The following is a 24,817-nucleotide window of genomic DNA, read 5'->3' as shown; positions in this document are numbered from 1 at the left end:
TGCTGTCCTCAGGCAGAGGCCCGGTTGCGCCACTCGATCGCGGGGCAGGTGTCCATCACCATCCGCACGCCGGCTGCCGTCGCCCGCTCGTAGGCGTCCTCGTCGATCACGCCGAGCTGGAACCACACGCCCTTCGCGCCCACCTCGACGGCCTCGTCGGCGAACTGCCCGGCCGCCTCCGAGCGGCGAAAGACGTCGACCACGTCGATCGGGAACGGCACGTCCGCAAGCGTCGGATAGGCCTTCTCGTCGAGCACCGTCAGATCCCCGGACGCGGCGGCGGCGTGGATCGGGACGATCCGCTTGCCGCGCGCCTGCAGCAGCTGGGCGATGCCGTACGCGGTCCTCGTCGGATCACCCGACAGCCCCACCACGGCCCACGTCTCGGTCTCGTCGAGCAGGAAGCTCACATCGCCCGGATCGGCCCATCGGCTCATGAAGCCCAGGGTATCCGCGAAGAGAAGTGAGCGGCATCACACGGTCGCGTACGCTCCTGGAGAACCTGTATATCGGGGCGCGATCTCGAAGGAGACGCGCGATCAGGAGGAAAGCTACATGTCTCTTACCAAGAAGTTCGCCGCACTCGGCGCCGCTGCGGCGATCTCCGCCACCGGCCTCGTCGCTGCCACCGGCACGGCTCAGGCAGCCAATGTCACCAAGTCGGTGACCTACAACTGCGACCTGAGCGGTCTCGGCCAGGGCACGCAGCCGGTGACGGCCGCGTACAGCATCCCCGCCATGCCGAGCACGCTCACCAAGGGCAAGGCCGTCCCGGCGAAGGCCATCACGGCCAAGATCACGCTGCCGACCGCTGTGTCCGCCCTGATCGTCGGCGGCTTCGGGGGAAAGATCGACGGTAGCGTCGCCGGGAACTTCACTGTCGGCGCGCAGAAGGTCGGCTCGTCGCTCACCATCCCGAGCCAGACCATCACCGACGCAACGGCCCCGGCGACGGTGAACGCTTCGGGCAGGCTCGCTGCCTTCACTCCGAGCGCTGTCGGCACGCAGGCCATCAAGCTCCCGGCTGCTGTGACCGCGAAGTTCCAGAACAACGCCGTGACGGTGCAGTGCACGGCAGCGGCCGGCAGCAACCTCTCCCTCGGCACCGTGAAGGTGGGTGAGTCGCCGGCGCTGAAGGCCGCGAAGGCCAAGCTGGCCAAGGACAAGAAGGCCCTTGCATCGGCCAAGAAGGCGATGAAGAAGGCCTCGGGCCACAAGAAGGTCGTCCTGAAGAAGAAGGTCGTCAAGCTCACGAAGGCTGTCAAGGCCGACCAGAAGAAGGTCAAGAAGCTGTCGTGACGCTCCTCGTCTGACGTGTCGGTAAGGCGCGGCATCCCGAAAGGGGTGCCGCGCCTTACGCGTTAGTTGAGTGACGCCCGTCTCAGTCCGTTACTCTTCGGTAGCGCACCCTGTCTCGGGTGCGGTGTCTTCTCACAGGCACGGGCAATCAGGAGGGAACCCATTCATGTCTTTCGCTAAGAAGTTCGCCGCCTTCGGCGCCGCCGCGGCGATCTCCGCCACCGGTCTCGTTGCCGCCTCCGGTGTTGCGGCCAACGCTGCCGATGTCACCAAGTCGGTCGCCTATAACTGCGACATCCCTGGCTTCGGCACCAAGGCTGTCTCCGCGGAGTACTCGATCCCGGCCCTTCCTGCGTCGATCCCGGCCGGCACCAAGGTGCCGGGCAAGGCCATCACCGCCAAGGTCACGCTTCCTGCTGACGTTGCCAACATCATCGTCGTCGGATTCGGTGGTGCCATCAGCGGGACTCTCAACGGGAACGTCGCCTTCGGCTCGCAGAGCGTCGCGTCCTCGATCACCATCCCCGAGGGGACGAAGATCACCGATGGCACCAAGGACGCCACACTCAACGCGTCCGGCACGCTGGCTGGCTTCACGCCGAGCGCCGTCGGCATGCAGGCCGTCAAGCTCCCCGCTGCTGTCAGTGGCGTTCTCGGTGGCCTCAGCATCAATTGCACCGCGACGAGCACTGACCTGGCGCTCCCGTCGGTCAATGTGACCAAGTCGTCGACGGGCGGCACCACGGGCGCCTCGCCGGCCCTGAAGGCCGCTCAGGCCAAGCTCGCCAAGGACACCAAGTCCCTGGCCGCGGCCAAGAAGGCTCTGAAGAAGGCCAAGGGCCACAAGAAGGTCGTCCTGAAGAAGAAGGTCGCCAAGCTCACCAAGACGGTCAAGGCCGACAAGACGAAGGTCGCGTCGCTCTCCAAGTGACGCCCGCCGTCATCTGACGCATCACCGAGGCGCGGCATCCCGACAGGGGTGCCGCGTCTCGCGTATTTCCCTGTGGCTCATGGGCCCACGTCTGGTCGCTCGAGTGGGGTGGTGCCGGTGGGGTCGACGTGGAAGTGCTGGTGGTGGGGTGATCTCCAGAGGAACTCGCCGGGGCTCAGCTGGGTGTAGCTCCAGCCGGCATGGGTCTTGACCCGATGGTGGAGCCGGCACAGGGGTGCCAGGTTCGCCGAGTTGGTGGTGCTGCCGTGTTCGTAGGGGTCGATGTGGTCCAGATCGGCCGAGCGGGCGCTGCGGGTGCAGTGCGGGAACACGCAGATGGGGTTGCGCAACACGATCTGCTCCCGCAGGGTCGCTGAGGGCTGGTAGCCCGACGAGGCGATCTCGGTGTTGAGGTCGATGACCGGCCGGATCGAGACGGTGGTGCCAGGCCGGGAGAGCCAGGTGCGGAGCCGCTCGATCCCGACCACGTAGTCGCCGGAGCCGTGCTCGACGCGAGTGATCTCCGGCTCGACCGCGTTCAGGTGGACGTACAGGGTCGCGGCTGATCCGCCGGTGGTGAGGTCGAGTCCGAGCTCGCGTCGCGCGATCTCACCCACCGCCAACGCCCGCCGCACGTCCAACGACTCCTCCGAGCCTGCCAACAGCAGGGCGTGCGCGGCGCGGGCGATCGCGGTCTCGAAGTCGCGGGCGTCGACTGCGTCCAGGCTCGCGCTGACTCCGACACAGCCTCCGACCACGTCACGGTCGTGGATGGTGACGTGGCGGTGCTCGGCCGCGGCGACCTCCCGGGCCTTTGCTTCTTCGGGGTCGAAACGTCGGATCGCCTCGGTGACCATGCGTTCGAGGCGCACGATCCCGATCTTGTGCGCGACCGGTGCCACCTGGGCATCCACCCAGGCTGCCGCGTCCGGAGACAGGGCGAGGGTCTGGGAGGCGATCTGGCGGGCCTTGTACGGCTCCAACGGTCCCGACACCATCCTCGCCCACACGAGTGGCAGTCGGTAGCGCAGTTCCAGGACGGTGCCGAGCCACAGGCGGGTTGAGTCGGCGGAGCGTCCCAGGGCGGTGGCGAGCTCGGCGACGGCGAACTCGGCCACCAGCGGCGCCCCTTCGCCGGCGATCGCGAGCTCGTGGTCGGTGCCGGGCACCGTCATCGCCCGGTCCAAGGAGTCGGTCGAGTGCAGGTCGGCCCACGCGAGGGCGTCGAGCATGAGCCGGATCTCGGCTTGGCGGGCGTCCTCGCGGTCGCGTCGCATCGCATCCAGGAGTCCGGCCGGGGTGTCCCGGTCGAGATCCTGGATCGGTGCGGTGGTCATGGTTCGAATCTACGGACAGGGACCGACAGTTTTGGGCCTCATCGGACCTGTCCAGAGACTTCTTTTCGAACATCTTCTCTGGTCCTTGTTCCGTGCCACGGGGCTAGTGGCCCGACGGAACTGTGCTCTCGGCACCTGCTGTGCCAAGACACTCGACCGGCACCCGCGGTGCCGTTCTTCCCTTGAAATCTCTGGCTGGAACCGTCGCCACCGGTACGCAAGCCACCCACCGGCAACCGCCGGTGGACGGGTTGCGCCTGTAGGGCCTGCTGGCGATCACGAAGACGAACGAGAGAAGCGTGGTACAGCGGGTGCCAGCACAGTGTCTTGGCACCGTCCCAGCGCGGAGCACAGCACCGTCGGACCACCATGCGTGTGGTCGAGTTCAAGACATCACGGCATAGCGATTGCGGTGGTTTCGAGGCTCGCTTCGCTCGCACCTCAACCACCGGCACCCGTGCCCGAGGGTCCGGATGTCGGTTCCCGGCAGACAGAGAACAGAGGTGTGGCAGGATGTCGACCGTGGCAATCAGCGTCATCATCATTCGCTAGCGCATCGCGACCCCGGCAGTAGGGGACACGATGCGCCAACCTCTCGTTCCCGAGAGGTTTTTTTATTGCCCGAGCACGATCACCGACCGCATGACGACCGATAGACAGAAGTGACCACGATGGATCTCCAGGGCTCGTTCCACGTCTACGACACCACCCTGCGCGACGGCGCGCAGCAGGAGGGTCTCAACCTCTCCGTGGGGGACAAGCTGGCCATCGCGCGCCAGCTGGACGGCTTCGGCGTCGGGTTCATCGAGGGTGGCTGGCCGGGTGCCAACCCCAAGGACACGGAGTTCTTCAAGCGCGCGCTGACGGAGCTCGACCTCAAGCACGCCAAGCTCGCCGCCTTCGGCTCGACGCGGCGTGCGGGCCTGAAGGCCGCCGACGACCCGATGGTCGCCGCGCTGCGCGACTCCGGCGCGAGCGTCGTGACCCTCGTCGCCAAGAGCCACGACCGGCACGTCGAGCTGGCTCTGAAGACCACGCTCGAGGAGAACCTCGCGATGGTCCGCGACACCGTCGCCCACCTGACGCACGAGGGTCTCCGTGTGTTCCTGGACGCGGAGCACTTCTTCGACGGCTACCGCGCCAACCGGGCGTACGCCCTCGAGGTCCTGCGCACCGCGTTCGAGGCGGGCGCCGAGGTCGCGGCGCTGTGCGACACCAACGGCGGCATGCTGCCGACCTGGCTGACCGACGTGGTCACCGACGTCATCGACACGACCGGCGTCCGAGTCGGCATCCACTGCCACAACGACACCGGCTGCGCGGTCGCGAACACGCTTGCCGCCGTCGAGGCCGGTGCCACCCACGTGCAGGGCACGATCAACGGGTACGGCGAGCGGACCGGCAACGCCGACCTGATCGCGGTCGTCGCCAACCTCCAGCTCAAGCTCGACCGCCAGGTCCTCCCGGAGGGCCTCCTGGCCGAGGCCACCCGTACGGCCCACGCCATCGCGGAGGTGACCAACTTCCCGCCGGCGACCCGCCAGCCGTACGTCGGCGCCAGCGCCTTCACCCACAAGGCGGGCCTGCACGCCTCCGCGATCAAGGTCGACCCCGACCTGTACCAGCACATGGACCCGGCCGGCGTCGGCAACGACATGCGCCTGCTGGTCTCCGACATGGCCGGGCGCGCGAGCATCGAGCTCAAGGGCAAGGAGCTCGGCTACGAGCTCACCGACCGCGAGCTGGTCACCCGCGTCACCGACCGGGTCAAGGAGCGGGAGGCGGCCGGCTACACCTTCGAGGCGGCCGACGCCTCCTTCGAGCTGCTTCTCCTCGAGGAGGTCGAGGGCAAGCGTCCCTCGTACTTCGATCTCGAGTCGTGGCGCGTCATCTCCCAGGACGACGGCTCCACCGAGGCCACCGTCAAGCTGCACGCCGAGGGCCAGCGCTACGTCGTCACCCGCGAGGGCAACGGCCCGGTCAACGCGCTCGACCAGGCGCTGCGGGCCGCGATCGTGCTGGCCTACCCGGTGGTCGAGAGGTTCGAGCTGATCGACTACAAGGTCCGCCTCTTCGATGACGGCCACGGCACCGACGCGAAGACCCGCGTCCTCATCGAGACCTCCGACGGCACGACCTCGTGGGTCACCGTCGGCGTCGGCGAGAACGTCATCGAGGCCTCCTGGGATGCGCTCGTCGACGGTCTCACCTTCGGCCTGTGGCGGGGCGCCCGCGGCTGACCCGGCCTCGCGGGCGGGTCACGCCGACGTACGGCCGGCCTGGTCGCGTCCCGCGTCGTACGCCGACCACAGCCCGGCGTAGACCCCGCCGGCCCCGAGCAGCTCCTCGTGCGGACCCTCCTCGGCGATCCGCCCGTCCACCAGCACCACGACCCGGTCGGCGGTCTGGGCCTGCCGCAGGCGGTGGGCGATCACGATCCCGGTGCGCCCGGCCAGCACGGCGGCCGCCGCCCCCTCCAGACGCGCGCCGCCGGTGCTGCCCGACTCCGCTGTCGCCTCGTCGAGAAGCAGCACCCCCGGGGCGGCGAGGGCGGCGCGGGCGAGCGCCAGCTGAGCGACCTGTTCGGGTGTCAGCGCGTGGCCGAGCTCGCCCACCACGGCGTGCAGGCCCTCGGGGAGGGCCTCGACCCAGGCCGTAGCCCCGACGAGTGCGAGCGCCTCGGCGACCTCGTCGTCGCCGGCGCCGGCGCGACCGAGCCGGACGTCGTCGGCCAGTGACCCGGCGAAGACGTGCACCTCCTGAGCTGCCAGCACCACGGGTCGCGGATGGGTGTGGGAGAACTCCCGGATCGGTACGCCGTCCACCGTCACCGACCCGGCGGTCGGGTCGGTCAGTCCGGCGAGGATGGCCGCGAGCGTGGACTTGCCTGCCCCGCTGGGGCCGACCAGGGCGACCTGTTCGCCGGGACGGACCTCCAGGGAGACGTCGTGCAGGATCTCCCGGTCGCCGTAGCGGTGGGAGATCCGGTGTGCCCTGATCCCGCCGGTCGGCGCGGCGGCCGGCGGGGGCGTCGCGAGGTCGCGCCCCGCGTCGACGACGCCGATGATCCGCTGCAGGCTGGCCACCGCCGACTGGATCTGGTCGAAGCTGTAGATGATGACGCCGAGCGGGTTGAACAGCCGGTGGAAGTAGAGCGCTGCCGCGGTGACCGCGCCGACCGTCGCCGCGTCCGCCGAGACCAGGCCGAACCCGACGGCGATGATCGCTCCGAGCCCGACGGCCTCGGCAATGTTCATCCACTTGCCCCATGCGGTGGCGAACCAGAGCACGTCCCGCGTGATGACCCGTGCCCGGTCCGAGCTCTCCGCGATCGTCGCGACGTGCCCGTCCACCGCACCGTAGGCGTGCAGGGTCGCGCGGCCCTCGACCGCCGACACGAGCGCCTCGGCCCGATCGCCGAAGGCGGCCCGCTCGGTGCTGTAGCGCGGGGCGGCACGGGGGAGGTACCAGCGCAGGGAGAGCACGTAGACCGGGATCGAGGCCAACCCGGCGAGCGCGAGCCACGGGTTCAGAGCGGCCAGGCCGACGAGGGTGAGAAGGACGGTGAGGGCAGCGGCGATCCAGGGCGCCAGGAGGGTCGTGATCACCTCGCTGATCGCGCCCACGTCGTCGCCGACGCGGCTGGCGAGGTCGCCCCGCCCGGCCTCCTCGACGCGACCCGGCGGCAGCCGGAGCACGGACGAGACGACGTCCTCGCGCATCCGGGCCAGGACCCGCTGTCCGACGCGGGCCACCAGGACGGCGCTGACGGTGGTCAGGATCGCGCTGAGCACACCCGCACCGGCGACCCACACCGCGGGACGCACGACCTCGCGCTTCTCGTCCCCGCGCAGGACCGCGTCGACGACCAGGCCGATGGCCCATGGGGCGACCAGGCCGAGGAGCGCCGCCGACGCCGACAGCACGACGGTTGCGGCGACGAGCACCCGCTGGGCGCGGAGGTAGCGGAACATGGCACGGCGGACGTCGCGCGCGGTCGCCAGGGGGAGTCGCGCGCCGGGTGCTGACAGGTCGCTCATCCCAGCACCCTCCGGCGGTAGGTCTCGTCGGTGCCGAGCAGCTCGTGATGGGCGCCGTACGTCGGCTCGCCGTCGCTCGGCACGAGGATCACCCGGTCGGTCCGGGCGAGCAGGACGGGGCTGCTGGTGAGCAGGACCGTCGTACGGGTCGCGCCGTCGTCGGTGTGCCGCAGCGCGCGGATGCCGTCGGCGATGGTCTTCTCCGTCATCGAGTCCACGGCCGTCGTCGGGTCGACGAGCACCAGCACGTCGCGGTCGGCGTGGAGCGCGCGGGCCAGCGCCAGCCGTTGACGCTGGCCGCCGGAGAGGCTCAGGCCCCGCTCGCGCAGTCGCTCCGCCAGCCCGGCGGGCTGGGCGTCGATGAACTCGCGTGCGCCCGCCGCATCGATGGCGGCGGAGGCATCGGACGGATCGGCCGCGGCCCGGCCGAGCGAAAGGTTCCCCTCGATCGAGCCGGCGAAGAGGTCGACCCGGTGGGGCTCGACGTGGGCGCGGCCGCCGGCGGAGGCAGCCACGGCGGCGGCGATCCGCTCCAGGTCACCGTGCTCGGCGACGATCCCGACGAACTCCCCGGGAGCGATGTCGAGCCGGGGCCCGTCCTGCGGTCCCGTCGCGGTCGCCTCACCGGGAGTGGGAGTCTCGTCCGCCAGCACCTCGTGCACCCGCCGGGCGCTGGCGTTCGCGGCCGCGCCGACCTGCAGGTAGAGGCCGATCGTGGTCAGGGGCTCGGAGATGAACTGCGCTGCGCCGACGGCGGCCACGAAGGCGCCGACGCTGATCTGCCCGTCCAGGGCGAGCAGCCCCGCGAGGGTCACCGAGACGGCCAGCACGATGGTGCCGGCCAGGACCGTCGCGCCCTGGGCGATCGACTTCGCGACGCCGGCGCGGACACCGGCGACCTCCGCCGTGCGACTGACCCGCTGGTATCGGGCCGCCGCCTCGTCCTGTGCGCCGAGCCCGTGCAGCACCCGCAGGCCCGCCATCAGGTCCACCGCGACGGCCGAGGCGCTCGCCAGACCCTCCTGCTGCTCCTCGACGCGGCGCGAGATGGGCCGCGAGATCGCGTTGAGGGCGAAGGTGGCCAGGCCGGCCGTCGCGATCAGGACCGCGCCGAGGCGCAGGTCGATGGTGAGCAGCACGCCGCAGCTCACCACGAGCGCCGCACCGGCGCCCACGACGCCGGCAAGACAGATGATGCTGCGCGCGGCCTGGTCGGCGTCCGAGGAGGCGATGGTGAGCACCTCGCCGTGCTTGCGCCGGCCGGCGCCCGGGCCGAGGAGCCGCGTGGCGAGCTCGGTCCGCAGCACGTGGCCCTCGTCGATCACGGCGCCCTGCCCGAAGCGGGCGAACCAGCGATAGCACGTGGTGAGCACGCCGAAGAGCAGCGCCACCCCGACCAGGCTGAGCAGCAGCACCGGCACCCGACCGCTGACGACGGCGTTGTCGATCGCGATGCCGATCGCGACCGGGACGAGCGCCTCGCACGTCTGGTGGCCGATCAGGCAGAGGGCGGCGCCGACGACCCGAGGCCGCTGCCGGCGCAGGATGAGCCCGACCAGCGGCTCCCGCCGCGAGGTGCTGGGGATGACGACCTCCAGGGTCTTGAAGCATCAGAGAGGGACTCGCGCGCGACGAGGAGTGAGGCAAGCCTAACTCGATGCTCCGGTCTCGGGGTCGTCGGCTCCCGCCGACGGGTCGAAGGGCTCTACGCGACCTGCAGCTTCAACCACCGGCTCGGGTCGATCGCGGTGGTGTAGCCGCCGCCGCGAGGACGGACCTCGAAGTGCAGGTGGCAGCCGTCGGGAGCCCCCGAGTCGGACGCCCGGGCGATCACCTGGCCACGGCGGATGCGGTCGCCGGGGTTCACGTAGACCGTACGGGTGTGCCCGATCAGGATGTCGTGCACGGCCCCGCCGGGACCCTTGATCCGGATCCGGAACGGATTCACGCCGTACGCAGCGCCCGGGGTGCCGGGCGTGCTGGGGGAGAGGACCCGGCCCGCGTGGCCGGCGCGCAGCAGGGTTCCGCACGGCATCGCGACGTCGATGCCGTGGTGGAAGCCCTCCGTGCCCGGGCAGGACGGGTCGTGGTCGTACCAGGGCGAGGCGTTGCAGCCGAAGCCGATCATGATCTGGTGCTGGCCGACGAACCACGCCGAGCGGTACCAGTGGTGGTCCGAGGTGTAGAACTGCCAGCGCGGATCCGGGTGCTTCTCGACATGCGCGTGCGCGGCGGCCGGCGCGAGCAGCGGCAGCAGCGCGATCAGGATGACCATCAGGCGACGCAGAAACATGCGCCCGACCCTAACCCGCCGAAGAGCACCCTCGCGGCGCTTCGCCCGTTCGCCTACGGTGGCTCCGTGACCGAGCTGCACGACCTGACCGCGCTGGAGCAGGGCGAGCTGATCCGGCGGTGCGAGGTCTCGCCCGCGGAGCTGGCCGAGCACTACCTCGAGCGGATCGCCCGCCTCGACACCGATGCCGCGGAGCCGCTCGGCGCCTTCGTCACCATCGCCGAGGAGCGCATCTCGACCTGCGCCCGCGAGCTGGCGATCCGCCCTCCCGGGGCGAGCCCGCTGTGGGGCGTGCCGACCGCGATCAAGGACCTCAACCAGACCGCCGGCGTACGGACGACGTTCGGCTCGGCCGTCTTCGCCGACTTCGTGCCCGAGGTCTCCGACGAGGTCGTCCGCGCGATCGAGCGCGCGGGGATGATCAGCCTCGGCAAGACGAACACCCCGGAGTTCGGCAGCCCCTGCTACACCGAGCCCGAGGTCGCGCCGCCGGCGGTCACGCCGTGGGACCGGCGCCGCACGGCCGGCGGGTCGAGCGGGGGCGCGGGCGCCGCGGTCGCGGCCGGCCTGGTCCCGATCGCCCAGGGCTCGGATGGCGGCGGCTCCATCCGGATCCCCGCCTCGGCCTGCGGCCTGGTCGGGCTCAAGCCGACCCGTGGCCGGATCTCGGGCGCCCCGATGTACGGCGACCCCGTGGGCCTCGCCACCGCGGGTCCCCTCGCCCGTACGGTCCGCGACGCGGCCGCCTTCCTCGACGTGATGGCCGGGCGACGACCCGGCGACCCGTCGTGGGCGCCAGAGCCGATGGACACCTTCCTGGAGGCCTGCGAGCGACCCGTGGCCGGGCTGCGGATCGCGCGCTTCCTGGAGCCGGTGATCACCGAGACCCCGGTGGAGGCCGCGTGCGTCGCGGCGTACGAGCAGGCATCGCGCCTGCTGGAGGACCTCGGCCACGTCGTCGAGGACGTGCCCAAGCCGCTGCCGATCGAGGCGGTGGCGACGTTCGAGACGTGCTGGGCGGTGCTGACCGCGCTGTCCGTGACGCCGCTCGCCGCCGAGCAGCGCGCCCGGATCCGCCCGCTCACCCGCTGGCTGGCCGAGTGGGGCGAGGGTGTCAGCGGCCCGGAGTTCGGCCTCGCGATCGGTGCGATGCGTCGCTTCGCCGCTGCGGCCCTCGAGGCCCTGGCCCCGTACGACGCCGTCCTGACGCCGACGCTGGCGAGCCTGCCGCCGATGGTCGGGGCGATGCGCGACGACGCGGACCCGCGCGCCGACTTCGAGGCGCAGAAGCGGTTCACGCCGTGGACCAGCGCGTGGAACGTCACCGGCATGCCGGCGATCTCGCTGCCGCTGCATCACACCGCCGAGGGGCTGCCGGTCGGGATCATGCTCGCGGCACGTCCCGGCGAGGAGGAGCTGCTGCTGTCGCTGTCGGCGCAGGTCGAGGCGGCAGCGCCCTGGGCGGATCGGCACCCGCCGGGCTGGTGAGTCAGCGCGCGATCGAGGCGAAGTGGACGGCCCGGTCGCGCCCGCTCTCCTTGGCGCGGTAGAGCGCCTGGTCGGCCCACTCGATGAGCTGCTGCAGGTCCGCACCGTCGGCGGTGGAGGCCAGCCCGTAGCTCGCCGTCGGGACGAAGCCGGGCAGGGCGATCAGCATCTGGAAGCGGTTGGTGATCAGCCGGGTGAGGCGCTCGGCATCGCTGGGTGTGACGTCGGGGACGAGGATGACGAACTCCTCGCCGCCGAAGCGGCAGATCAGGTCTCCGGCGCGCAGCACCCCCGTGCAGGCCTGCGCGAACGCCCGGATCACGCGGTCGCCGGTGGCGTGCCCGAAGCGATCGTTGACCGACTTGAAGTGATCGAGGTCCGCGAGGACGACGACACTGCTACGCACGGACTTCTGGGCGAGCCGGGCGTGCGCGAGGGTGACGAACTCACCGCGGTTGAGCAGGCCCGTGAGCGGGTCCCGACTGGCCCGACGGTGCAGGTCGCGGACCTTCTGCTCAGTGACCAGCGAGGACATGCTGAACGCGACGTTGGTCAGCAGGAACAGCTGCACCAGTGACGTGATGCCCGTGCCGAAGTACCGCTGGAACACGTCGGATCCGGCGCCGGCGAACAGCAGCACCCCCGTGCGGCAGAGATAGAACGCGGCCGCGATGCCGAACGCGATCGAGAGGGCACGGGCGAGCAGGACGAAGCTGCGGTCGGCGACGCTCTCCGCCGCGGACCGGCCGGCGTGCCACGTGTCGATGCTGCACAGCCCGAAATAGACGGCGGTCGCGGTCATGAAGCACCACGCCCCGCTCCACGACGAGCGCTCCGGGTGGCTCAGGGCGGCACACAGGAAGGCGGCAGCGGGTCCGAGCGCCAGCTGCCACGCCTTCGGGCGAACGCTGCGCAACGAGGCAGCACCGGCCCAGACCATCGCGGCGCCCGCGACCATCACCAGATCGGCCAGCGGACCGGCGAAGCGTCGGGCCGGCATCTCGTCGAGGGTGAACAGGGCGAAGGCGACGAGGAACGCCAGCATCGCCCGGCGCCACCACGTCACGTACGTGGCTCGCTCCGTGCTCGATGCCATGATGCACAGAAGCCCGAAGAACGTCAGTGCGGTCACGCCGAAGGCGATCCGGACCGACATGCCGTCCAGCACGCTCACCCTCCCCGTCCCCTCCGGGCCTCCGGAGGAACGTTAGTCACCGAACGACCCCGGGGCGAGAGTATTGCGCAGACTGCGTCCCGCCGAGCAAGAAACGGGCCCGTGGCGGGCCTCTCAGGCGCGCACGATCCGGGCCCGGCCCTGCGCCTTCGCCTCGTACAGCGCACGGTCGGCGCGGTTCAGCAACGCGGCCAGCGGAACGTCCGGCACGGCCTGCACCAGGCCGATGCTCACCGTCGGGATCCTGCCGTCGGGCAGGTGCGACGTCTGCTGCAGCTCGGTGGCGACGTGGTCGAGGAGGCGCTCGGCGTGCTCGAGGCTGGTGGCGGGGAACACCAGTCCGAACTCCTCGCCGCCGAGTCGCCCGCACAGGGCGCGGGGTCCCAGCGTCGTACGTGCCGCCCAGCCGAACGCGCGCAGGACGTCGTCGCCGACGGCGTGGCCGAGGTCGTCGTTGATCCGCTTGAAGTGATCGAGGTCGGCCATCGCCAGCAGCACGATCTCCCCGTCGTGGGCCAGGGTGGGGAGGAGGTCGACGGCCTGATCGCGGAACTCCTCGGGCCGCATCAGGCCGGTGAGCCGGTCGTACGCCGCCCGCCGCCGGAGGTCGTCGAGCTGCTGGACGGTGCTCAGCGAGGACATGCTGAAGGAGACGACGACCAGCTGCACCAGGAGCAGCAGCGTCGTCGGACCGCTGTCGAACCAGCTGGTGAAGAGATCGCTGCCGGGGCCGGCGGCGAGGAACGCGATCGTGCGGCCGACGTAGAAGAGCGTCAGCACGGCGGAGGCGAGGCCGAGCGAGCGGATCAGGATGATCGGCGTCGGGAGCCTGCTCGGCCCGAGGCGCGGCTCCGCCGCACGGTGCAGTGCCCATGCGGTGGCACCGAAGACGCCCGTCATCAGAGTGAGGTAGACCGCTCCGCCCGACCAGCGGTCGTGCGCGGGGTCGTCGATCAGGCCGGCCACCACCGCGACCGCCGGGGCGATCAGGAGCCACCGCAGTCGGATCGAGCGGGTGCTGAGCGACCGGGCCGCGCACCACGCCGCCTCGGCGCCGAGCACGCTGAAGCCGTTGCCGAGCGGGTTGAGGACGACCTCGAGATCGGTGCCGTTCGCGACGTAGCTGAGCGTCGCCAGCCCGAAGAAGAGCAGCGAGACGGTCCACCAGCCGGCGAACGGCGCCCGGGTCGTCCGGTAGGCGCCGACGGAGAACAGCGCCAGCAGAACGCATGCGACCACGGAGAACGCGATCCGCAGCGTCAGGATGTCCACTGTCCCCAGAATAGAGGTCAGTCGCCGATGCCTCGGGCGTGCAGGGCCGCTCCGGTCTCGTGGGCTCGGGCGACCACCCGGATCACGAACGGCGTGAGACGCGCGCGCGGATCGCGCTCCAGGCCGCGGGCCTGGGCGGCCTGACGGGTCTCCTCCGCGAGCTCGAGGGTGGCGGGGATCGCCCGGATGGTCAGGGCGAAGGCGAGGGCGACCCGGTCGGCGTCGACGCCGAGGCGGCGCAGCGGACGCAGCCCGGCGGTGATCGCCTCGAGAAGGTCGTCCACGCGGGTCGTGACCGTCATGACGGTGGCGAGCAGTGCGAGGGCGACGATGTCGCCGACCGTCTCGACCGCGCGCGGCCAGCCGCTCTGCCAGGCCTGCCAGGCGAACAGGAAGACGACCATGACCAGCAGCCCGCGCAGGCCACGCCAGGTGGCACGCAGGCTTGCGCCCGACCACCGGAGCAGGACCAGGGCGATCGCCAGAGCGCCCAGCGAGGCGATCGGGCCACGGACGGCGACGGTGAGGATCCCGGCGGCGAGCAGGGCGATCAGCTTCGCCCCGGCCGGGAGACGGTGCAGCCAGGTCGTGCCGGGGCGGTAGTCGCCGATCACGTGGTCGCCCGGTAGTACTCGACGATCTTGTCGGCCGGGCCGTCGGCGACGACCTGGCCGCCGTCCACCAGGATGGCGCGGTCGCAGCGCGTGGCCAGCTCGAGGTCGTGCGTGACCAGGACGAGGCGCTGCGGCAGCCCGAGCAGCAGGTCGCCGATCATCCTGGCGTTGCGCAGGTCGAGCAGGGTGGTGGGCTCGTCGGCGACCAGGATGTCGGGGTCGGTCGCGAGCACCCCGGCGAGGGCGACCAGCTGACGCTGGCCGCCGGAGAGGCCGTGCACGCTGCGCTCGGCGAGGTGCTCGAGGCCGTACTGGCGCAGGACCGCTCGGGCGGCCTCGTCCCGCTCGGTGCGCTGCTTGTGGGTGCGGCGCAGCGACAGGGCGATGTCCTCCAGCACGGTCGGCATCACCAGCTGGGCGGCCGGGTCGGTGAACGTGAAGCCGACCTTGCGGCGGACCGCCTTGCCCTCCGTCGCCGGGTCCAGGCCGTCGACGGTGACCCGGCCGGTGCTCGCGGTGGCGAGGCCGTTGAGAAGGCGTGCGAGGGTCGACTTGCCGGCCCCGTTGGGGCCGATCAAGGCGATCCGCTGCTCGGTCAGGTCAAGCGAGGTGGTGTCGAGGATGAGCAGGTCCCCGTCGGCGACGGGGACGCGGACGGTGACCTGGTCGAGCCGGATGCTGGTGCGTTGGATGGCGAGCTCGCTTCGCGCACTCACGAGCCGACGGTCGCCGCAGTGGCGTCGATCGACGTCGCGGGGCGGCCACCGCGGAGCAGGCCCGGGAAGGCGCGGTGCACGGCGGCCGCCACGACGGCCACACCGATCGCCTTGATCGTGTCACCGACCCAGAAGACCTTGTCGATGTTCCAGGCATCCCGCCACGACAGGTCCGCGCGGAGGTGGAGGCCGACGATGCCGGCGGCGTGGTTGAGCGCGACGCCGAGCATCGCGGCGACGAGGATCAGCGGCGCCCCGGTGACCACCGAGCGACGTGGCAGGATCGCGCCGGCCGTCGTGACCAGGAGCCCGACCAGGCCCGCGACGAACGGGAACGAGATCAGGTAGCCGCCGCTCGGGCCGGTGAACGTCGCCATCCCCGAGCCGCCTCCGGCGAAGATCGGCAGTCCGGCCGCGCCGAGCACCAGGTAGAGCAGGACCGCGAGGAAGCCGCGACGGGCGCCGAGGACGGCACCCGAGAGGAGGACGCCGAACGTCTGCAGGGTGATCGGCACCGGGCCGGCGACATCGATCGCGGGCAGCAGGGCGCAGGCCGTCACCAGCGCGGCGAAGGCGGCGATCAGGGCGAGGTCGGTGGTGGTGCTCTTCTTCACGATGCGGGTTCCTTGGGAGGGATGCGGAAGGAAGGGACCTGAACAGTGGTCAGGTGAACGGTGTTCAGGTTAGGGTGTCGACCGATGAACCGCAACAGCCGCCCCGATGTGGTCGCCAAGGCCATCGAGGTCCTCGACGACCTCGGCCTCCCCGATCTGACGATGCGACGCCTCGGCGCCGAGCTCGGCGTGCGACCCAGCGCGCTCTACCACCACTTCCCGAGCAAGCAGGCGCTCCTGGCCGCGGTCGCCGACGAGCTGCTCGACCGGGCGACCTGGCCGGCATCGGGGGAGTGGACCACCCGCGTCGCCGCCACCTGCGGCGTGCTGCGCGACGCGCTGCTGGCCTATCGCGACGGCGCCGAGCTGGTCGCGACCGTGCACTCCTTCGGGCTCGGTGCCCGTCGCCCGTACGACCTGCTGGTGGAGACCCTGACCGACGGCGGGATCGGGGCGTTGGCGCCGACGTCCGCCCGCACCCTGCTGCACTTCGTCTACGGCCATGCCGTCGACGAGCAGACCCATCTCCAGGCCGCCGCGGCCGGCGCGATCGCGGACGATCTGCGCGACGCCGACGACTTCACGACCGGACTCGGCATCGTGATCGCCGGCATCCAGGTGATGCATGCGGCCCAGCCGGGCCGTTAGGCGAATCGTCAGGCCACCGGGGTGCCGAGCCGCTGCAGCGCCTCGCCGTCGAGCCGGTTGACGGTCCACTCCTCCATCGCCACCGCGCCGAGGGACCGGTAGAAGCCGATCGCCGGCTCGTTCCAGTCGAGCACCGACCACTCGAGCCGGGCATAGCCCTGCGCGACGCACTCCTCGGCGAGCGCCTGGAGGAGGGCCTTGCCGAGCCCGCCGCCGCGCTGACCGGGTGAGACGTAGAGGTCCTCGAGGTAGATGCCGTGCTCGCCACGCCAGGTGGAGAAGCTGCGGAACCACAGCGCGATCCCGACCACCCGGTCGTCGTCATCGAGCGCGACGTGCCCGAAGAGCGCCGGTGCGTCGCCGAAGAGGGCCCGAGTCAGCTGCTCCTCGGTGAGGTGGCACGACTCCACCTCCTTCTCATACGTCGCGAGCTCGTAGACGAGGGCGACGGCAGCGGAGACGTCGGCGGGCTGGATGCGGCGGATGCGGGAGTGGGTCACGCTCCGATTCTGCCGGTGATGGCGTGCTCCGCGCAGCGAGCCGCGAAACCCCTTCCTCGACCGCGTGATGTGCTCCCGAGCGGCGAACCGACACGCTACGCACCTCGCCACCGGCGGGTCGGGTGCAGATCGTGTCAGTCCGTCAGGCGCCGGCCGGGCGGGTGGCGCCCAAGAGGCGCTCGCACTCCTCGATCAGTCGTTGCCGGATCGGGGCGCCGCGCTCCGCGAACGCCCGCTGCTGCCGGGCGTACTCCTGCTTGCCGGCGGGGGTCTCGATCATGATGGGCGTCCACTCCTCGCCGGTGGGGTCCATCCGCACGCCGGTCATGTCGTAGGGCGCGGCGCGCATGTCGAGGATGCGGATCTCCCACGCCAGCTCGAAGGCGTCGGCGACCAGGTCCGAGGGGATCAGCGGGGAGAGCCGGAACGCGTGCTTGTAGAGATCCATCCCACCGTGGAGGCAGGCCGGCTGCTCGAAGTCGGCGCGGTCGCCGGGTCCCGGGGCCAGCGTGTTCAGCCCGGCGGCGGAGGGGGTGAAGAAGCGGTACGCGTCGAAGTGGGAGCACGCGATCCGGTGCGACTCGACCACCGCATCGGTCGCCGCACCTCCGAGCCGCAGCGGCTGTGGGTGGCGGGTGTCGTCGGCGCGATGGACCATCGCCCACTCGTGCAGGCCGAAGCAGCCGAAGTTGCCGGCCCGTCCAGCGGTCGCGCGCAGCAGCCGCAGCATCGTGGAGACCAGGACCCGCTTCTCCTCGGGCAGCACGGGCGAGCCGGGCGTCCACGTCAGCAGCTGCGCGGGCCGGAAGGAGTAATAGGTGAAGAGGAAGTCGTGCACCGGGTGCTTCACTGCCGCGTCGCGCCGGGCCAGGTGCGGCGCGACGTACGGCAGCAGCCGCTCGCGGTGCGCGCGGGCACGCTCCTCGAGATCGGGGTCGATCTCCAGCGCGGGCGACATCACCGGACGAGGGTACGCGCGCCGATCGTGCCGGCCCGAAAGCACGGATCCGGGCCAGACCGGGGTGCGACCACGGCGGGGTCACGGCCGCGCACGCCCGCCGATAGGCTGCAGGGGTGCGCATCGCCCGATTCACCACAGGAGACGAGCCGCTCTTCGGCATCGTGACCGGCGACCTCGACGAGTACGGTCAGCCCGACCCCGACGCCCAGGTCGTGGCGCTGGCGGGCGACCCGATCTACGCCGGGATCAACCCCCTCGACCAGACCCACCGGCTCGCCGACGTCCGCCTGCTCGCGCCGGTCCTGCCCCGCAGCAAGGTCGTCGCGGTGGCGCGCAACTACGCCGCCCATGCCGCCGAGTTCGGCAACGAGGTCCCCGAGGAGCCGCTCTTCTTCCTCAAGCCGAACACGTCGGTGATCGGCCCCGGTGACACGATCCTGCGCCCCGCCGCCAGCGAGCGGCTCGACTTCGAGGGCGAGCTGGCGATCGTGATCGGCCGGATCTGCCGCGACGTCCCCAACGACCCGGCCGAGGTCGCCAAGGTGATCTACGGCGTGACGGTCGCCAACGACGCCACCGCCCGCGACATCCAGCGCCGCCAGGGCCACTTCACCGCGGGCAAGGGCTTCGACACCTCCTGCCCGCTCGGGCCGTGGATCGAGACCGGGATCGACCTGGCCGCGATCAAGGCCGGCCTGAAGGTGCAGACCTTCCTCAACGGCGACCAGGCCCAGGACGGCTCGACCGCGCAGATGGTGCACGACGTGCCCGCGCTGATCAGCCACGTCTCCAGCCTCATGACGCTTCTCCCCGGCGACGTCATCCTCACCGGCACCCCCGAGGGCGTCGCCGAGATGGCCCCGGGCGACGAGATCGAGATCTTCATCGAGGGCGTCGGCGCCCTCACGAACAAGGTAGGAACCCGATGAGCAACGTCCGCGTACGCATGGCCCCCAGCCCGACCGGCAGCCCGCACGTCGGCCTCGTCCGTACGGCCCTCTTCAACTGGGCCTTCGCGCGTCACCACGGCGGCCAGTTCGTCTTCCGGATCGAGGACACGGACAAGGAGCGCTCGACCGATGAGTCGCTCGCCTCGATCATCGACCTGATGCGCTGGCTCGGCCTCGACTGGGACGAGGGCCCGGAGGTCGGCGGCCCGCACGCGCCGTACTTCCAGAGCCAGCGCGGCGACATCTACGCCGACGCCCTCGCGAAGCTGCAGAGCAGCGGCCGCGTCTACCGCTGCTACTGCACGACCGAGGAGGTCGAGGGCCGGGCGCTGGCCAAGAAGGAGGAGTACGCCGCCGCCAAGGCGGCGTTCGCCGCCGCCGGCGGCAAGGGCACCAAGCCCGAAGCCCCGGTGATGGGCTACGACGGCTTCTGCCGCGACCTGTCCACCGAGCAGATCGCCGCGTTCGAGGCAGAGGTCGCCGCCGGCTCCCGCGGCTCCGTGCCGCGTCTGCGGATGCCCGACGGCTCGATCACCTGGAACGACCTGGTCCGCGGCGAGGTCACCTTCGAGACCAAGCACGTCCCGGACTTCGCGCTCGCCCGCGCCAACGGCGACCCGCTCTACACGCTGGTCAACCCGGTCGACGACGCACTGATGGAGATCACCCACGTCCTGCGCGGCGAGGACCTGCTCTCCAGCACGCCCCGCCAGATCGCCCTGTACGAGGCGCTCAAGGAGGTCGGCATCGCCAAGGCGACGCCGGAGTTCGGCCACCTCCCGTATGTGATGGGCGAGGGCAACAAGAAGCTCTCGAAGCGCGACCCGGAGGCGCACGCGCTGGCCTACCGCGAGCAGGGCTTCGTCCCCGAGGGCCTGCTCAACTACCTGGCGCTGCTGGGCTGGTCGATCGCCGCGGACCGCGACATCTTCTCCCTGGCCGAGATGGTCGAGGCGTTCGACATCAAGGACGTCAACGCCAACCCGGCCCGCTTCGACATCAAGAAGTGCGAGGCGATCAACGCCAGCCACGTGCACCAGCTCCCGGTCGAGGAGCTCACCCACCGCGCGCTGCCGTACCTCAAGCGCGACGGTCTCGTCTCCGACCCGGTCTCGCCGGCCGACGCCCAGCTGCTGGAGCTGGCGATGCCGTTCGTGGCGGAGCGGGTCAACAAGCTGACCGAGGTCGGCGACCTGCTGCACTTCCTCTTCGTGCCCGAGGCCGACTTCGTCCTCGACGAGGCGGACCGCGACAAGCTGGTCGCCACCGACGAGGGCCAGGCCGTCATCCAGGCCTCCTACGACGCGCTCGCCCGTGTCGAGCCGTGGTCGGCGGCGCGGATCAGCGATGCGCTGACCGGCGCCCTGGTCGAGGAGATGGGGCTCAAGCCGCGCGTCGCCTTCGGTGCCGTACGGGTCGCGGCGACGGGTCGCCGCGTCAGCCCGCCGCTCTTCGAGTCGCTCGAGCTGCTCGGCCGCGAGCGTTCCCTGGGCCGCCTCCAGGGCGCCCTCAGCTGACGCCCGTGAAGCTTCCCGCCCAGGAGCCCGGTCGGGGCCTGGCCTACCACGAGCTGCATCGCGGTGGACGGACCGGCACCGGCCGCACGCTCCTGGGCGTCTTCGCGCTGCTGGTGCTGACCCTCGTCGCCGCCCAGCTCGCGCTGCAGGGGGTCTTCGCGATCGGGTACGCGGTCGCCGGCGACGACGTCTCCGCCTCGCTCGACCGGCTCGCCGACACCGAGCACCTGACCCCGGCAGCGCTGGCGTTCCTCAACCTGTCGCTGGCGGCCGCCATCCCGGTCGCGATGCTGGTGAACCGGACGGTGCACCAGCTGCGCCCCGGCTGGCTGGCCTCCGTACGGGCGAAGGTCCGGTGGCGCTGGGTCCTGACCTGCCTCGGGATCGCCGTGGTCGCGCTGATCGCCACCTTGATCGTCTCCGCCGTGCTGCCCGCGCAGGGCCCGTCGGACGCCAAGGTCGGCGGCACGGTCAACCCGTGGACCTCGACGATGCGCGACTACCTCCTGGTGATCCTGTTCCTCACCCCGCTGCAGGCGGCGGGGGAGGAGTACGCCTTCCGCGGCTACCTGACCCAGGCCTTCGGCGGGCTCTTCCGGGCGCGCTGGGCCGCTGTCGTGATCCCTGCGTTCCTGTTCGCGCTGGCGCACGGGGTGCAGGACGTGCCGGTGTTCTTCGACCGGTTCGCGTTCGGCCTGGTCGCCGGCGTCCTGGTCATCGCCACCGGCGGCCTCGAGGCCGGCATCGCGATGCACGTGCTCAACAACTTCGTCGCCTTCGGGCTGGCGCTGGTCTACGGCAACATCAGCGAGACGCTCAACGCGACCACCGGCAGTTGGTGGGCGATCCCGGTGACGCTCACCCAGTCGCTGGTCTTCCTGGCCCTGGTGCTGCTCGCCGCGCGCCGACAGGGGATCGCGACCCGGACGGGTGCGCCCGATTTCGTACGTGCGGGAACGTCCGTGTAATGTTTCACCCGCGCCAGCCACTCCGGTGAAGGGCGTGATTGACGCGGTGATCGATTCACTGCAAAGTCAATGGGATATGGTGTAATTGGCAACACTACGGATTCTGATTCCGTCATTCTAGGTTCGAGTCCTAGTATCCCAGCGGATTCCTCCCCTGCTTGCGGGAGAGGAGCCACTGCAAGCCCCCGTCGTCTAGCGGCCTAGGACGTCGCCCTCTCACGGCGGTAACGCCGGTTCAAATCCGGTCGGGGGTACCACGCAGGAAGAGCCCCAGCGCTGTGCGCTGGGGCTCTTCGCATTCCGGTCGTGGCTCGGCCCGGCCGGTCGCATCGGGATGCGGTGCGGATTGGGAGCCCGGAGGGCGTTTCCGCTAATGTTCCTTCTTGTTGGCCGGTTGGTCAGCGAGCTGCAAGCCCCCGTCGTCTAGCGGCCTAGGACGTCGCCCTCTCACGGCGGTAACGCCGGTTCAAATCCGGTCGGGGGTACCACGCAGGAAGAGCCCCAGCGCGATGCGCTGGGGCTCTTCGCTTTCTGTGCCGAGGGGTTCACGGATTGCGGGTGAGTGCCTCGCGCACCTCGCGCAGGATCGTCTCCACGTCACCGCCGCCGGTGACCACGACGGTCGTCTGCTCGCTCGCGCCGCCGCCGAGCGCCTCAAGGGCGATGTCGATGGCATGGTCGAACTCCTCGACCAGATCGATGCCGTCACCGCGCAGCCACTTGCGCAGCACGTGGTTGTGCGCGGTGATGACCGCCGCGGCGGTCAGCTCGGCGCGCAGCGGGCCGTCCTCCTCCTCGGCGAGCCACCCGGCCAGGTGTCGGGCGAACAGCCGCTGGTAGCGCTGGACGGCTGCCATCTCGCGCTCGCGGACGGCGGGGACGGTGCTGGTCAGCTCGTAGCGGCGGCGGGCGGCCTCGCCCTCGCCGATGTAGTGGTCCAGCACGATCCGGGCGCCCTCGCGCAGCGCGCTCGAGCGCGTGGTCGGCGTCGCGGTGGCCAGCCGGGCCTCGACCTCCGGCAGCACCTCGTCGTGGTGCGGGAAGAGGACGTCCTCCTTGCTGGCGAAGTTGCGGAAGAACGTCGTACGACCGACGCCGGCATGCGTCGCGATCTGGTCCACGGTGGTGGCGTCGTACCCCTGGATGGCGAAGAGGTCGAACGCGGCCGCGATCAGGCGCTCGCGGGTGGTCGGGGTCGGCATGGGCGCGACCCTACTTCGCTGGAACGCCGTCCCGCTAGTACGGTACGTAGTACCGTCAACGAGAGGGAGCAGCATGAAGAAGGTCGGAGTCGTCGGTGGCGGCCTGATGGGGTCGGGCATCGCTGAGGTCACCGCGAAGGCGGGCATCGACACCGTCGTGGTCGAGATCAGCCAGGAGGCTGCCGACGCCGCTCGCCAGCGGATCGACGCCTCGCTGGAGCGCGCCCTGAGCCGCGGCAAGATCGACCAGGCCGGGCTGGAGGCGATCAGGAGCCGGCTCGAGGTGGCGACCGACCTGGAGGCGCTGGCCGACCGCGACCTGGTCGTGGAGGCGGCCAGCGAGCGCGAGGACATCAAGCTCGAGCTCTTCCGTCGCATCGGCTCGATCCTGGAGAACGACGACGCGATCCTGACCTCCAACACCTCCTCCATCCCGATCGTGAAGCTCGGGGCAGTCTCCGGTCGCGCCGACCGGGTGATGGGCGTGCACTTCTTCAACCCGGCTCCGGTGATGCAGCTCGTCGAGCTGATCCCGTCGCTGACCACGTCGGCGGACACGCTGGAGCGGATGAAGTCGTTCGTCGCCGACTCCCTCGGCAAGCAGCCGATCGAGGCCACCGACCGCGCCGGATTCGTGGTCAACAGCCTGCTGGTGCCCTACCTGATGAGCGCGATCCGGATGTACGAGGCGGGCTACGCCTCGGCCGCCGACATCGACAAGGGGATGGTGCTGGGCTGCGGCCACCCGATGGGCCCGCTGGCGCTGTCGGACCTGATCGGGCTCGACACCATCCGCGCGATCGGCGTCTCGATGTACGACGAGTTCAAGGAGCCGCTGTACTCCCCGCCGCCGCTGCTGGACCGGATGGTCGACGCCGGCCTGCTCGGCAAGAAGTCCGGCCACGGCTTCTACCCCTACTGAGACACCCGAGAAGGACGCTGACGATGAACGAGTACCCGCTGTTCGCCCTCTCCGAGGAGCACCAGGAGATCCGCCGGGCGATCCGCGAGATCTGCGACGCCAAGATCGCTCCGCACGCCGCCGCGGTCGACGAGGAGGCCCGCTACCCGCAGGAGGCGCACGACGCCCTGCTCGAGACGGAGTTCTACGCCCCGCACGTCCCGGAGGAGTTCGGCGGTGCGGGCGCTGACGCGCTCGCCACCGTGCTGGTGATCGAGGAGATCGCCCGGGCCGACGTCTCGGCCTCGCTGATCCCGGCGGTCAACAAGCTCGGCTCGCTGCCGGTTCAGATCGGCGGCTCGGAGGAGCTGAAGAAGAAGTACCTCGGCGCGCTCGCCCGCGGCGAGGGTGGCTTCTCGTACTGCCTCAGCGAGCCCGACGCCGGCTCGGACGCCGCGGCGCAGAAGACCCGCGCGGTCCGCGACGGCGACGGCTGGATCCTCAACGGCACCAAGCGCTGGATCACCAACGCCGGCGTCTCGGAGTACTACACCGTGCTGGCGATGACCGACCCGGAGAAGCGCTCCAAGGGCATCTCGGCGTTCGTGGTGGAGAAGTCGGACGAGGGCGTCAGCTTCGGCGCCCCGGAGAAGAAGCTCGGCATCAAGGGCAGCCCGACCCGCGAGGTCTACTTCGACAACGTGCGCCTGCCGGCCGACCGGATCATCGGCGAGGAGGGCAAGGGCTTCGAGTACGCCATGAAGACCCTCGACCACACCCGCGTCACCATCGCCGCCCAGGCCGTCGGCGTCGCCCAGGGCGCGCTCGACTATGCGCTCGGCTATGTCAAGGAGCGCCAGCAGTTCGGCACGTCGATCGCGTCGTTCCAGGGCATCGAGTTCATGCTCGCCGACATGGGCATGAAGGTGGAGGCGGCCCGTCAGATGACGTACGCCGCCGCCGGTCGCTCCGAGCGCGGCGACGCGGACCTGACGTTCTTCGGCGCTGCCGCCAAGTGCTTCGCCTCCGACGTCGCGATGGAGGTCACCACCAACGCCGTCCAGCTGCTCGGCGGCTACGGCTTCACCCGCGACTACCCGGTCGAGCGGATGATGCGCGACGCCAAGATCACCCAGATCTACGAGGGCACCAACCAGGTGCAGCGGATCGTGATGGCGCGTCAGCTCCTCGCAGGCATCCAGTCGGACATCTGAGCAGACACTTACCGCAGGTCAGGGTCGCAGCCGGTGTTGCGGTAGCCCCGACCTGTGGTCGTTCACGGGGTGCACTGGCGGTCGACCTGGCGTGACCAGTGACCCGCATCGGAGCCGCGACGCATTGCAGCCGAGTCGGCGGCCGCCACCCCACACTGCCTGGGGGTGCCCCGCGACG

The 24,817-nt window shown here is 70.8% G+C and carries 23 protein-coding genes and 3 tRNA genes; 13 read left to right on the top strand and 13 right to left on the bottom strand.

All coding sequences use genetic code 11. The features are described from left to right. Positions 1-8 precede the first annotated feature (8 nt). On the bottom strand, positions 9-437 hold the full coding sequence (locus tag ACZ5L9_RS01320; RefSeq protein ID WP_464532733.1) for a CoA-binding protein: 429 nt from the start codon (positions 435-437) through the stop codon (positions 9-11). 118 nt (positions 438-555) lie between these two features. Here ACZ5L9_RS01320 and ACZ5L9_RS01315 point away from each other — a divergent pair, with 118 nt between their 5' ends. After that, positions 556-1,299, top strand: coding sequence for a DUF6801 domain-containing protein (locus tag ACZ5L9_RS01315; protein ID WP_464532728.1), 744 nt, complete (start codon positions 556-558; stop codon positions 1,297-1,299). A gap of 166 nt (positions 1,300-1,465) precedes the next feature. Next, the gene (locus ACZ5L9_RS01310; RefSeq protein ID WP_464532724.1) at positions 1,466-2,230 is read left to right on the top strand and encodes a DUF6801 domain-containing protein; all 765 of its coding nucleotides are present in this window, start codon (positions 1,466-1,468) and stop codon (positions 2,228-2,230) included. Between the two features lie 77 nt (positions 2,231-2,307). Here ACZ5L9_RS01310 and ACZ5L9_RS01305 read toward each other — a convergent pair whose 3' ends face one another. Next, positions 2,308-3,567: an HNH endonuclease signature motif containing protein gene (locus ACZ5L9_RS01305; RefSeq protein ID WP_464532720.1), complete on the bottom strand. Its 1,260-nt coding sequence runs from the start codon at positions 3,565-3,567 to the stop codon at positions 2,308-2,310. A gap of 671 nt (positions 3,568-4,238) precedes the next feature. On the opposite strand from ACZ5L9_RS01305, the gene cimA reads away from it, so the two are divergent. Further along, the gene (gene cimA / locus ACZ5L9_RS01300; RefSeq protein ID WP_464536782.1) at positions 4,239-5,807 is read left to right on the top strand and encodes a citramalate synthase; all 1,569 of its coding nucleotides are present in this window, start codon (positions 4,239-4,241) and stop codon (positions 5,805-5,807) included. Positions 5,808-5,825: 18 nt separating this feature from the next. Here the strand turns inward: cimA and ACZ5L9_RS01295 are convergent, their stop codons facing one another. The 3 genes from ACZ5L9_RS01295 to ACZ5L9_RS01285 all read right to left on the bottom strand — a co-directional run bounded on the left by ACZ5L9_RS01295 (position 5,826) and on the right by ACZ5L9_RS01285 (position 9,900). Next, entirely contained in the window at positions 5,826-7,607 is a 1,782-nt protein-coding gene (locus tag ACZ5L9_RS01295) for an ABC transporter ATP-binding protein (RefSeq protein ID WP_464532715.1), read from the bottom strand. Continuing rightward, positions 7,604-9,106, bottom strand: coding sequence for an ABC transporter transmembrane domain-containing protein (locus tag ACZ5L9_RS01290; protein WP_464536780.1), 1,503 nt, complete (start codon positions 9,104-9,106; stop codon positions 7,604-7,606). The genes ACZ5L9_RS01295 and ACZ5L9_RS01290 overlap by 4 nt, the downstream gene beginning before the upstream one ends. A gap of 206 nt (positions 9,107-9,312) precedes the next feature. Then, positions 9,313-9,900, bottom strand: coding sequence for a M23 family metallopeptidase (locus ACZ5L9_RS01285; RefSeq protein WP_464532711.1), 588 nt, complete (start codon positions 9,898-9,900; stop codon positions 9,313-9,315). Between the two features lie 66 nt (positions 9,901-9,966). On the opposite strand from ACZ5L9_RS01285, the gene ACZ5L9_RS01280 reads away from it, so the two are divergent. Beyond that, positions 9,967-11,388 carry an amidase gene (locus ACZ5L9_RS01280; protein ID WP_464532706.1) on the top strand — a complete coding sequence of 474 codons (1,422 nt, stop codon included), beginning with the start codon at positions 9,967-9,969 and terminating at the stop codon, positions 11,386-11,388. A gap of 1 nt (position 11,389) precedes the next feature. Here ACZ5L9_RS01280 and ACZ5L9_RS01275 read toward each other — a convergent pair whose 3' ends face one another. The 5 genes from ACZ5L9_RS01275 to ACZ5L9_RS01255 all read right to left on the bottom strand — a co-directional run bounded on the left by ACZ5L9_RS01275 (position 11,390) and on the right by ACZ5L9_RS01255 (position 15,778). Next, positions 11,390-12,562: a GGDEF domain-containing protein gene (locus ACZ5L9_RS01275; protein WP_464532702.1), complete on the bottom strand. Its 1,173-nt coding sequence runs from the start codon at positions 12,560-12,562 to the stop codon at positions 11,390-11,392. Between the two features lie 114 nt (positions 12,563-12,676). Beyond that, positions 12,677-13,834: a GGDEF domain-containing protein gene (locus ACZ5L9_RS01270; RefSeq protein ID WP_464532697.1), complete on the bottom strand. Its 1,158-nt coding sequence runs from the start codon at positions 13,832-13,834 to the stop codon at positions 12,677-12,679. Between the two features lie 17 nt (positions 13,835-13,851). Further along, positions 13,852-14,448 (bottom strand): energy-coupling factor transporter transmembrane component T family protein, encoded by a 597-nt coding sequence (locus tag ACZ5L9_RS01265; RefSeq protein ID WP_464532694.1) that lies wholly within the window; start codon positions 14,446-14,448, stop codon positions 13,852-13,854. After that, positions 14,445-15,164 carry an energy-coupling factor ABC transporter ATP-binding protein gene (locus ACZ5L9_RS01260; RefSeq protein ID WP_464532691.1) on the bottom strand — a complete coding sequence of 240 codons (720 nt, stop codon included), beginning with the start codon at positions 15,162-15,164 and terminating at the stop codon, positions 14,445-14,447. The genes ACZ5L9_RS01265 and ACZ5L9_RS01260 overlap by 4 nt, the downstream gene beginning before the upstream one ends. Then, positions 15,161-15,778 carry a biotin transporter BioY gene (locus ACZ5L9_RS01255; protein WP_464532688.1) on the bottom strand — a complete coding sequence of 206 codons (618 nt, stop codon included), beginning with the start codon at positions 15,776-15,778 and terminating at the stop codon, positions 15,161-15,163. Before ACZ5L9_RS01255 ends, ACZ5L9_RS01260 begins: the two co-directional genes overlap by 4 nt. 84 nt (positions 15,779-15,862) lie before the next feature. On the opposite strand from ACZ5L9_RS01255, the gene ACZ5L9_RS01250 reads away from it, so the two are divergent. Continuing rightward, complete coding sequence (locus tag ACZ5L9_RS01250) at positions 15,863-16,426, top strand: TetR/AcrR family transcriptional regulator C-terminal domain-containing protein (RefSeq protein ID WP_464532684.1); 564 nt, start codon at positions 15,863-15,865, stop codon at positions 16,424-16,426. An 8-nt stretch (positions 16,427-16,434) separates the two neighbouring features. Here ACZ5L9_RS01250 and ACZ5L9_RS01245 read toward each other — a convergent pair whose 3' ends face one another. Together ACZ5L9_RS01245 and ACZ5L9_RS01240 are read right to left on the bottom strand one after the other, a co-directional pair. Continuing rightward, positions 16,435-16,926, bottom strand: a complete 492-nt coding sequence (locus ACZ5L9_RS01245) for an N-acetyltransferase family protein (RefSeq protein WP_464532680.1) — start codon at positions 16,924-16,926, stop codon at positions 16,435-16,437. A gap of 142 nt (positions 16,927-17,068) precedes the next feature. Further along, a complete protein-coding gene (locus ACZ5L9_RS01240) occupies positions 17,069-17,884 on the bottom strand; it encodes a 3-methyladenine DNA glycosylase (RefSeq protein ID WP_464536778.1) in 816 nt (271 codons plus the stop codon). Between the two features lie 116 nt (positions 17,885-18,000). Here ACZ5L9_RS01240 and ACZ5L9_RS01235 point away from each other — a divergent pair, with 116 nt between their 5' ends. From ACZ5L9_RS01235 to ACZ5L9_RS01210, 6 genes are all read left to right on the top strand, one after another. Then, positions 18,001-18,816 (top strand): fumarylacetoacetate hydrolase family protein, encoded by an 816-nt coding sequence (locus ACZ5L9_RS01235; protein ID WP_464532675.1) that lies wholly within the window; start codon positions 18,001-18,003, stop codon positions 18,814-18,816. Next, entirely contained in the window at positions 18,813-20,354 is a 1,542-nt protein-coding gene (gene gltX, locus ACZ5L9_RS01230; RefSeq protein WP_464532672.1) for a glutamate--tRNA ligase, read from the top strand. Before ACZ5L9_RS01235 ends, gltX begins: the two co-directional genes overlap by 4 nt. A 5-nt stretch (positions 20,355-20,359) precedes the next feature. After that, positions 20,360-21,322, top strand: a complete 963-nt coding sequence (locus ACZ5L9_RS01225) for a lysostaphin resistance A-like protein (RefSeq protein ID WP_464532669.1) — start codon at positions 20,360-20,362, stop codon at positions 21,320-21,322. Between the two features lie 70 nt (positions 21,323-21,392). Next, positions 21,393-21,464, top strand: a tRNA-Gln gene (locus tag ACZ5L9_RS01220). 39 nt (positions 21,465-21,503) lie between these two features. After that, a tRNA-Glu gene (locus tag ACZ5L9_RS01215) sits at positions 21,504-21,579 on the top strand. A gap of 155 nt (positions 21,580-21,734) precedes the next feature. Continuing rightward, positions 21,735-21,810: transfer RNA gene (locus tag ACZ5L9_RS01210), tRNA-Glu, on the top strand. 57 nt (positions 21,811-21,867) lie between these two features. Here the strand turns inward: ACZ5L9_RS01210 and ACZ5L9_RS01205 are convergent. Continuing rightward, complete coding sequence (locus ACZ5L9_RS01205; RefSeq protein ID WP_464532666.1) at positions 21,868-22,524, bottom strand: TetR/AcrR family transcriptional regulator; 657 nt, start codon at positions 22,522-22,524, stop codon at positions 21,868-21,870. Between the two features lie 73 nt (positions 22,525-22,597). Between ACZ5L9_RS01205 and ACZ5L9_RS01200 the strand changes: the two genes are divergently transcribed. Together ACZ5L9_RS01200 and ACZ5L9_RS01195 are read left to right on the top strand one after the other, a co-directional pair. Further along, complete coding sequence (locus ACZ5L9_RS01200; RefSeq protein ID WP_464532662.1) at positions 22,598-23,446, top strand: 3-hydroxybutyryl-CoA dehydrogenase; 849 nt, start codon at positions 22,598-22,600, stop codon at positions 23,444-23,446. Positions 23,447-23,469: 23 nt separating this feature from the next. Further along, complete coding sequence (locus tag ACZ5L9_RS01195; protein WP_464532657.1) at positions 23,470-24,639, top strand: acyl-CoA dehydrogenase family protein; 1,170 nt, start codon at positions 23,470-23,472, stop codon at positions 24,637-24,639. Positions 24,640-24,817 lie beyond the last annotated feature (178 nt).

The organism is Nocardioides sp. JCM 18998, assembly GCF_055391535.1.
Note: the sequence above shows the minus strand (reverse complement) of the source record. Positions and strands in the feature narration are given on the sequence as shown.

Bases quoted from the DNA above. Each gene is read 5' to 3' on its own strand.
- ACZ5L9_RS01200 (WP_464532662.1), top strand. From the start codon at position 22,598: ATGAAGAAGGTCGGAGTCGTCGGTGGCGGCCTGATGGGGTCGGGCATC.
- ACZ5L9_RS01295 (WP_464532715.1), bottom strand. From the start codon at position 7,607: ATGAGCGACCTGTCAGCACCCGGCGCGCGACTCCCCCTGGCGACCGCG.
- ACZ5L9_RS01195 (WP_464532657.1), top strand. From the start codon at position 23,470: ATGAACGAGTACCCGCTGTTCGCCCTCTCCGAGGAGCACCAGGAGATC.
- ACZ5L9_RS01310 (WP_464532724.1), top strand. From the start codon at position 1,466: ATGTCTTTCGCTAAGAAGTTCGCCGCCTTCGGCGCCGCCGCGGCGATC.
- gltX (WP_464532672.1), top strand. From the start codon at position 18,813: ATGAGCAACGTCCGCGTACGCATGGCCCCCAGCCCGACCGGCAGCCCG.
- ACZ5L9_RS01285 (WP_464532711.1), bottom strand. From the start codon at position 9,900: ATGTTTCTGCGTCGCCTGATGGTCATCCTGATCGCGCTGCTGCCGCTG.
- ACZ5L9_RS01250 (WP_464532684.1), top strand. From the start codon at position 15,863: ATGAACCGCAACAGCCGCCCCGATGTGGTCGCCAAGGCCATCGAGGTC.
- ACZ5L9_RS01240 (WP_464536778.1), bottom strand. From the start codon at position 17,884: ATGTCGCCCGCGCTGGAGATCGACCCCGATCTCGAGGAGCGTGCCCGC.
- ACZ5L9_RS01305 (WP_464532720.1), bottom strand. From the start codon at position 3,567: ATGACCACCGCACCGATCCAGGATCTCGACCGGGACACCCCGGCCGGA.
- ACZ5L9_RS01205 (WP_464532666.1), bottom strand. From the start codon at position 22,524: ATGCCGACCCCGACCACCCGCGAGCGCCTGATCGCGGCCGCGTTCGAC.
- cimA (WP_464536782.1), top strand. From the start codon at position 4,239: ATGGATCTCCAGGGCTCGTTCCACGTCTACGACACCACCCTGCGCGAC.
- ACZ5L9_RS01315 (WP_464532728.1), top strand. From the start codon at position 556: ATGTCTCTTACCAAGAAGTTCGCCGCACTCGGCGCCGCTGCGGCGATC.
- ACZ5L9_RS01320 (WP_464532733.1), bottom strand. From the start codon at position 437: ATGAGCCGATGGGCCGATCCGGGCGATGTGAGCTTCCTGCTCGACGAG.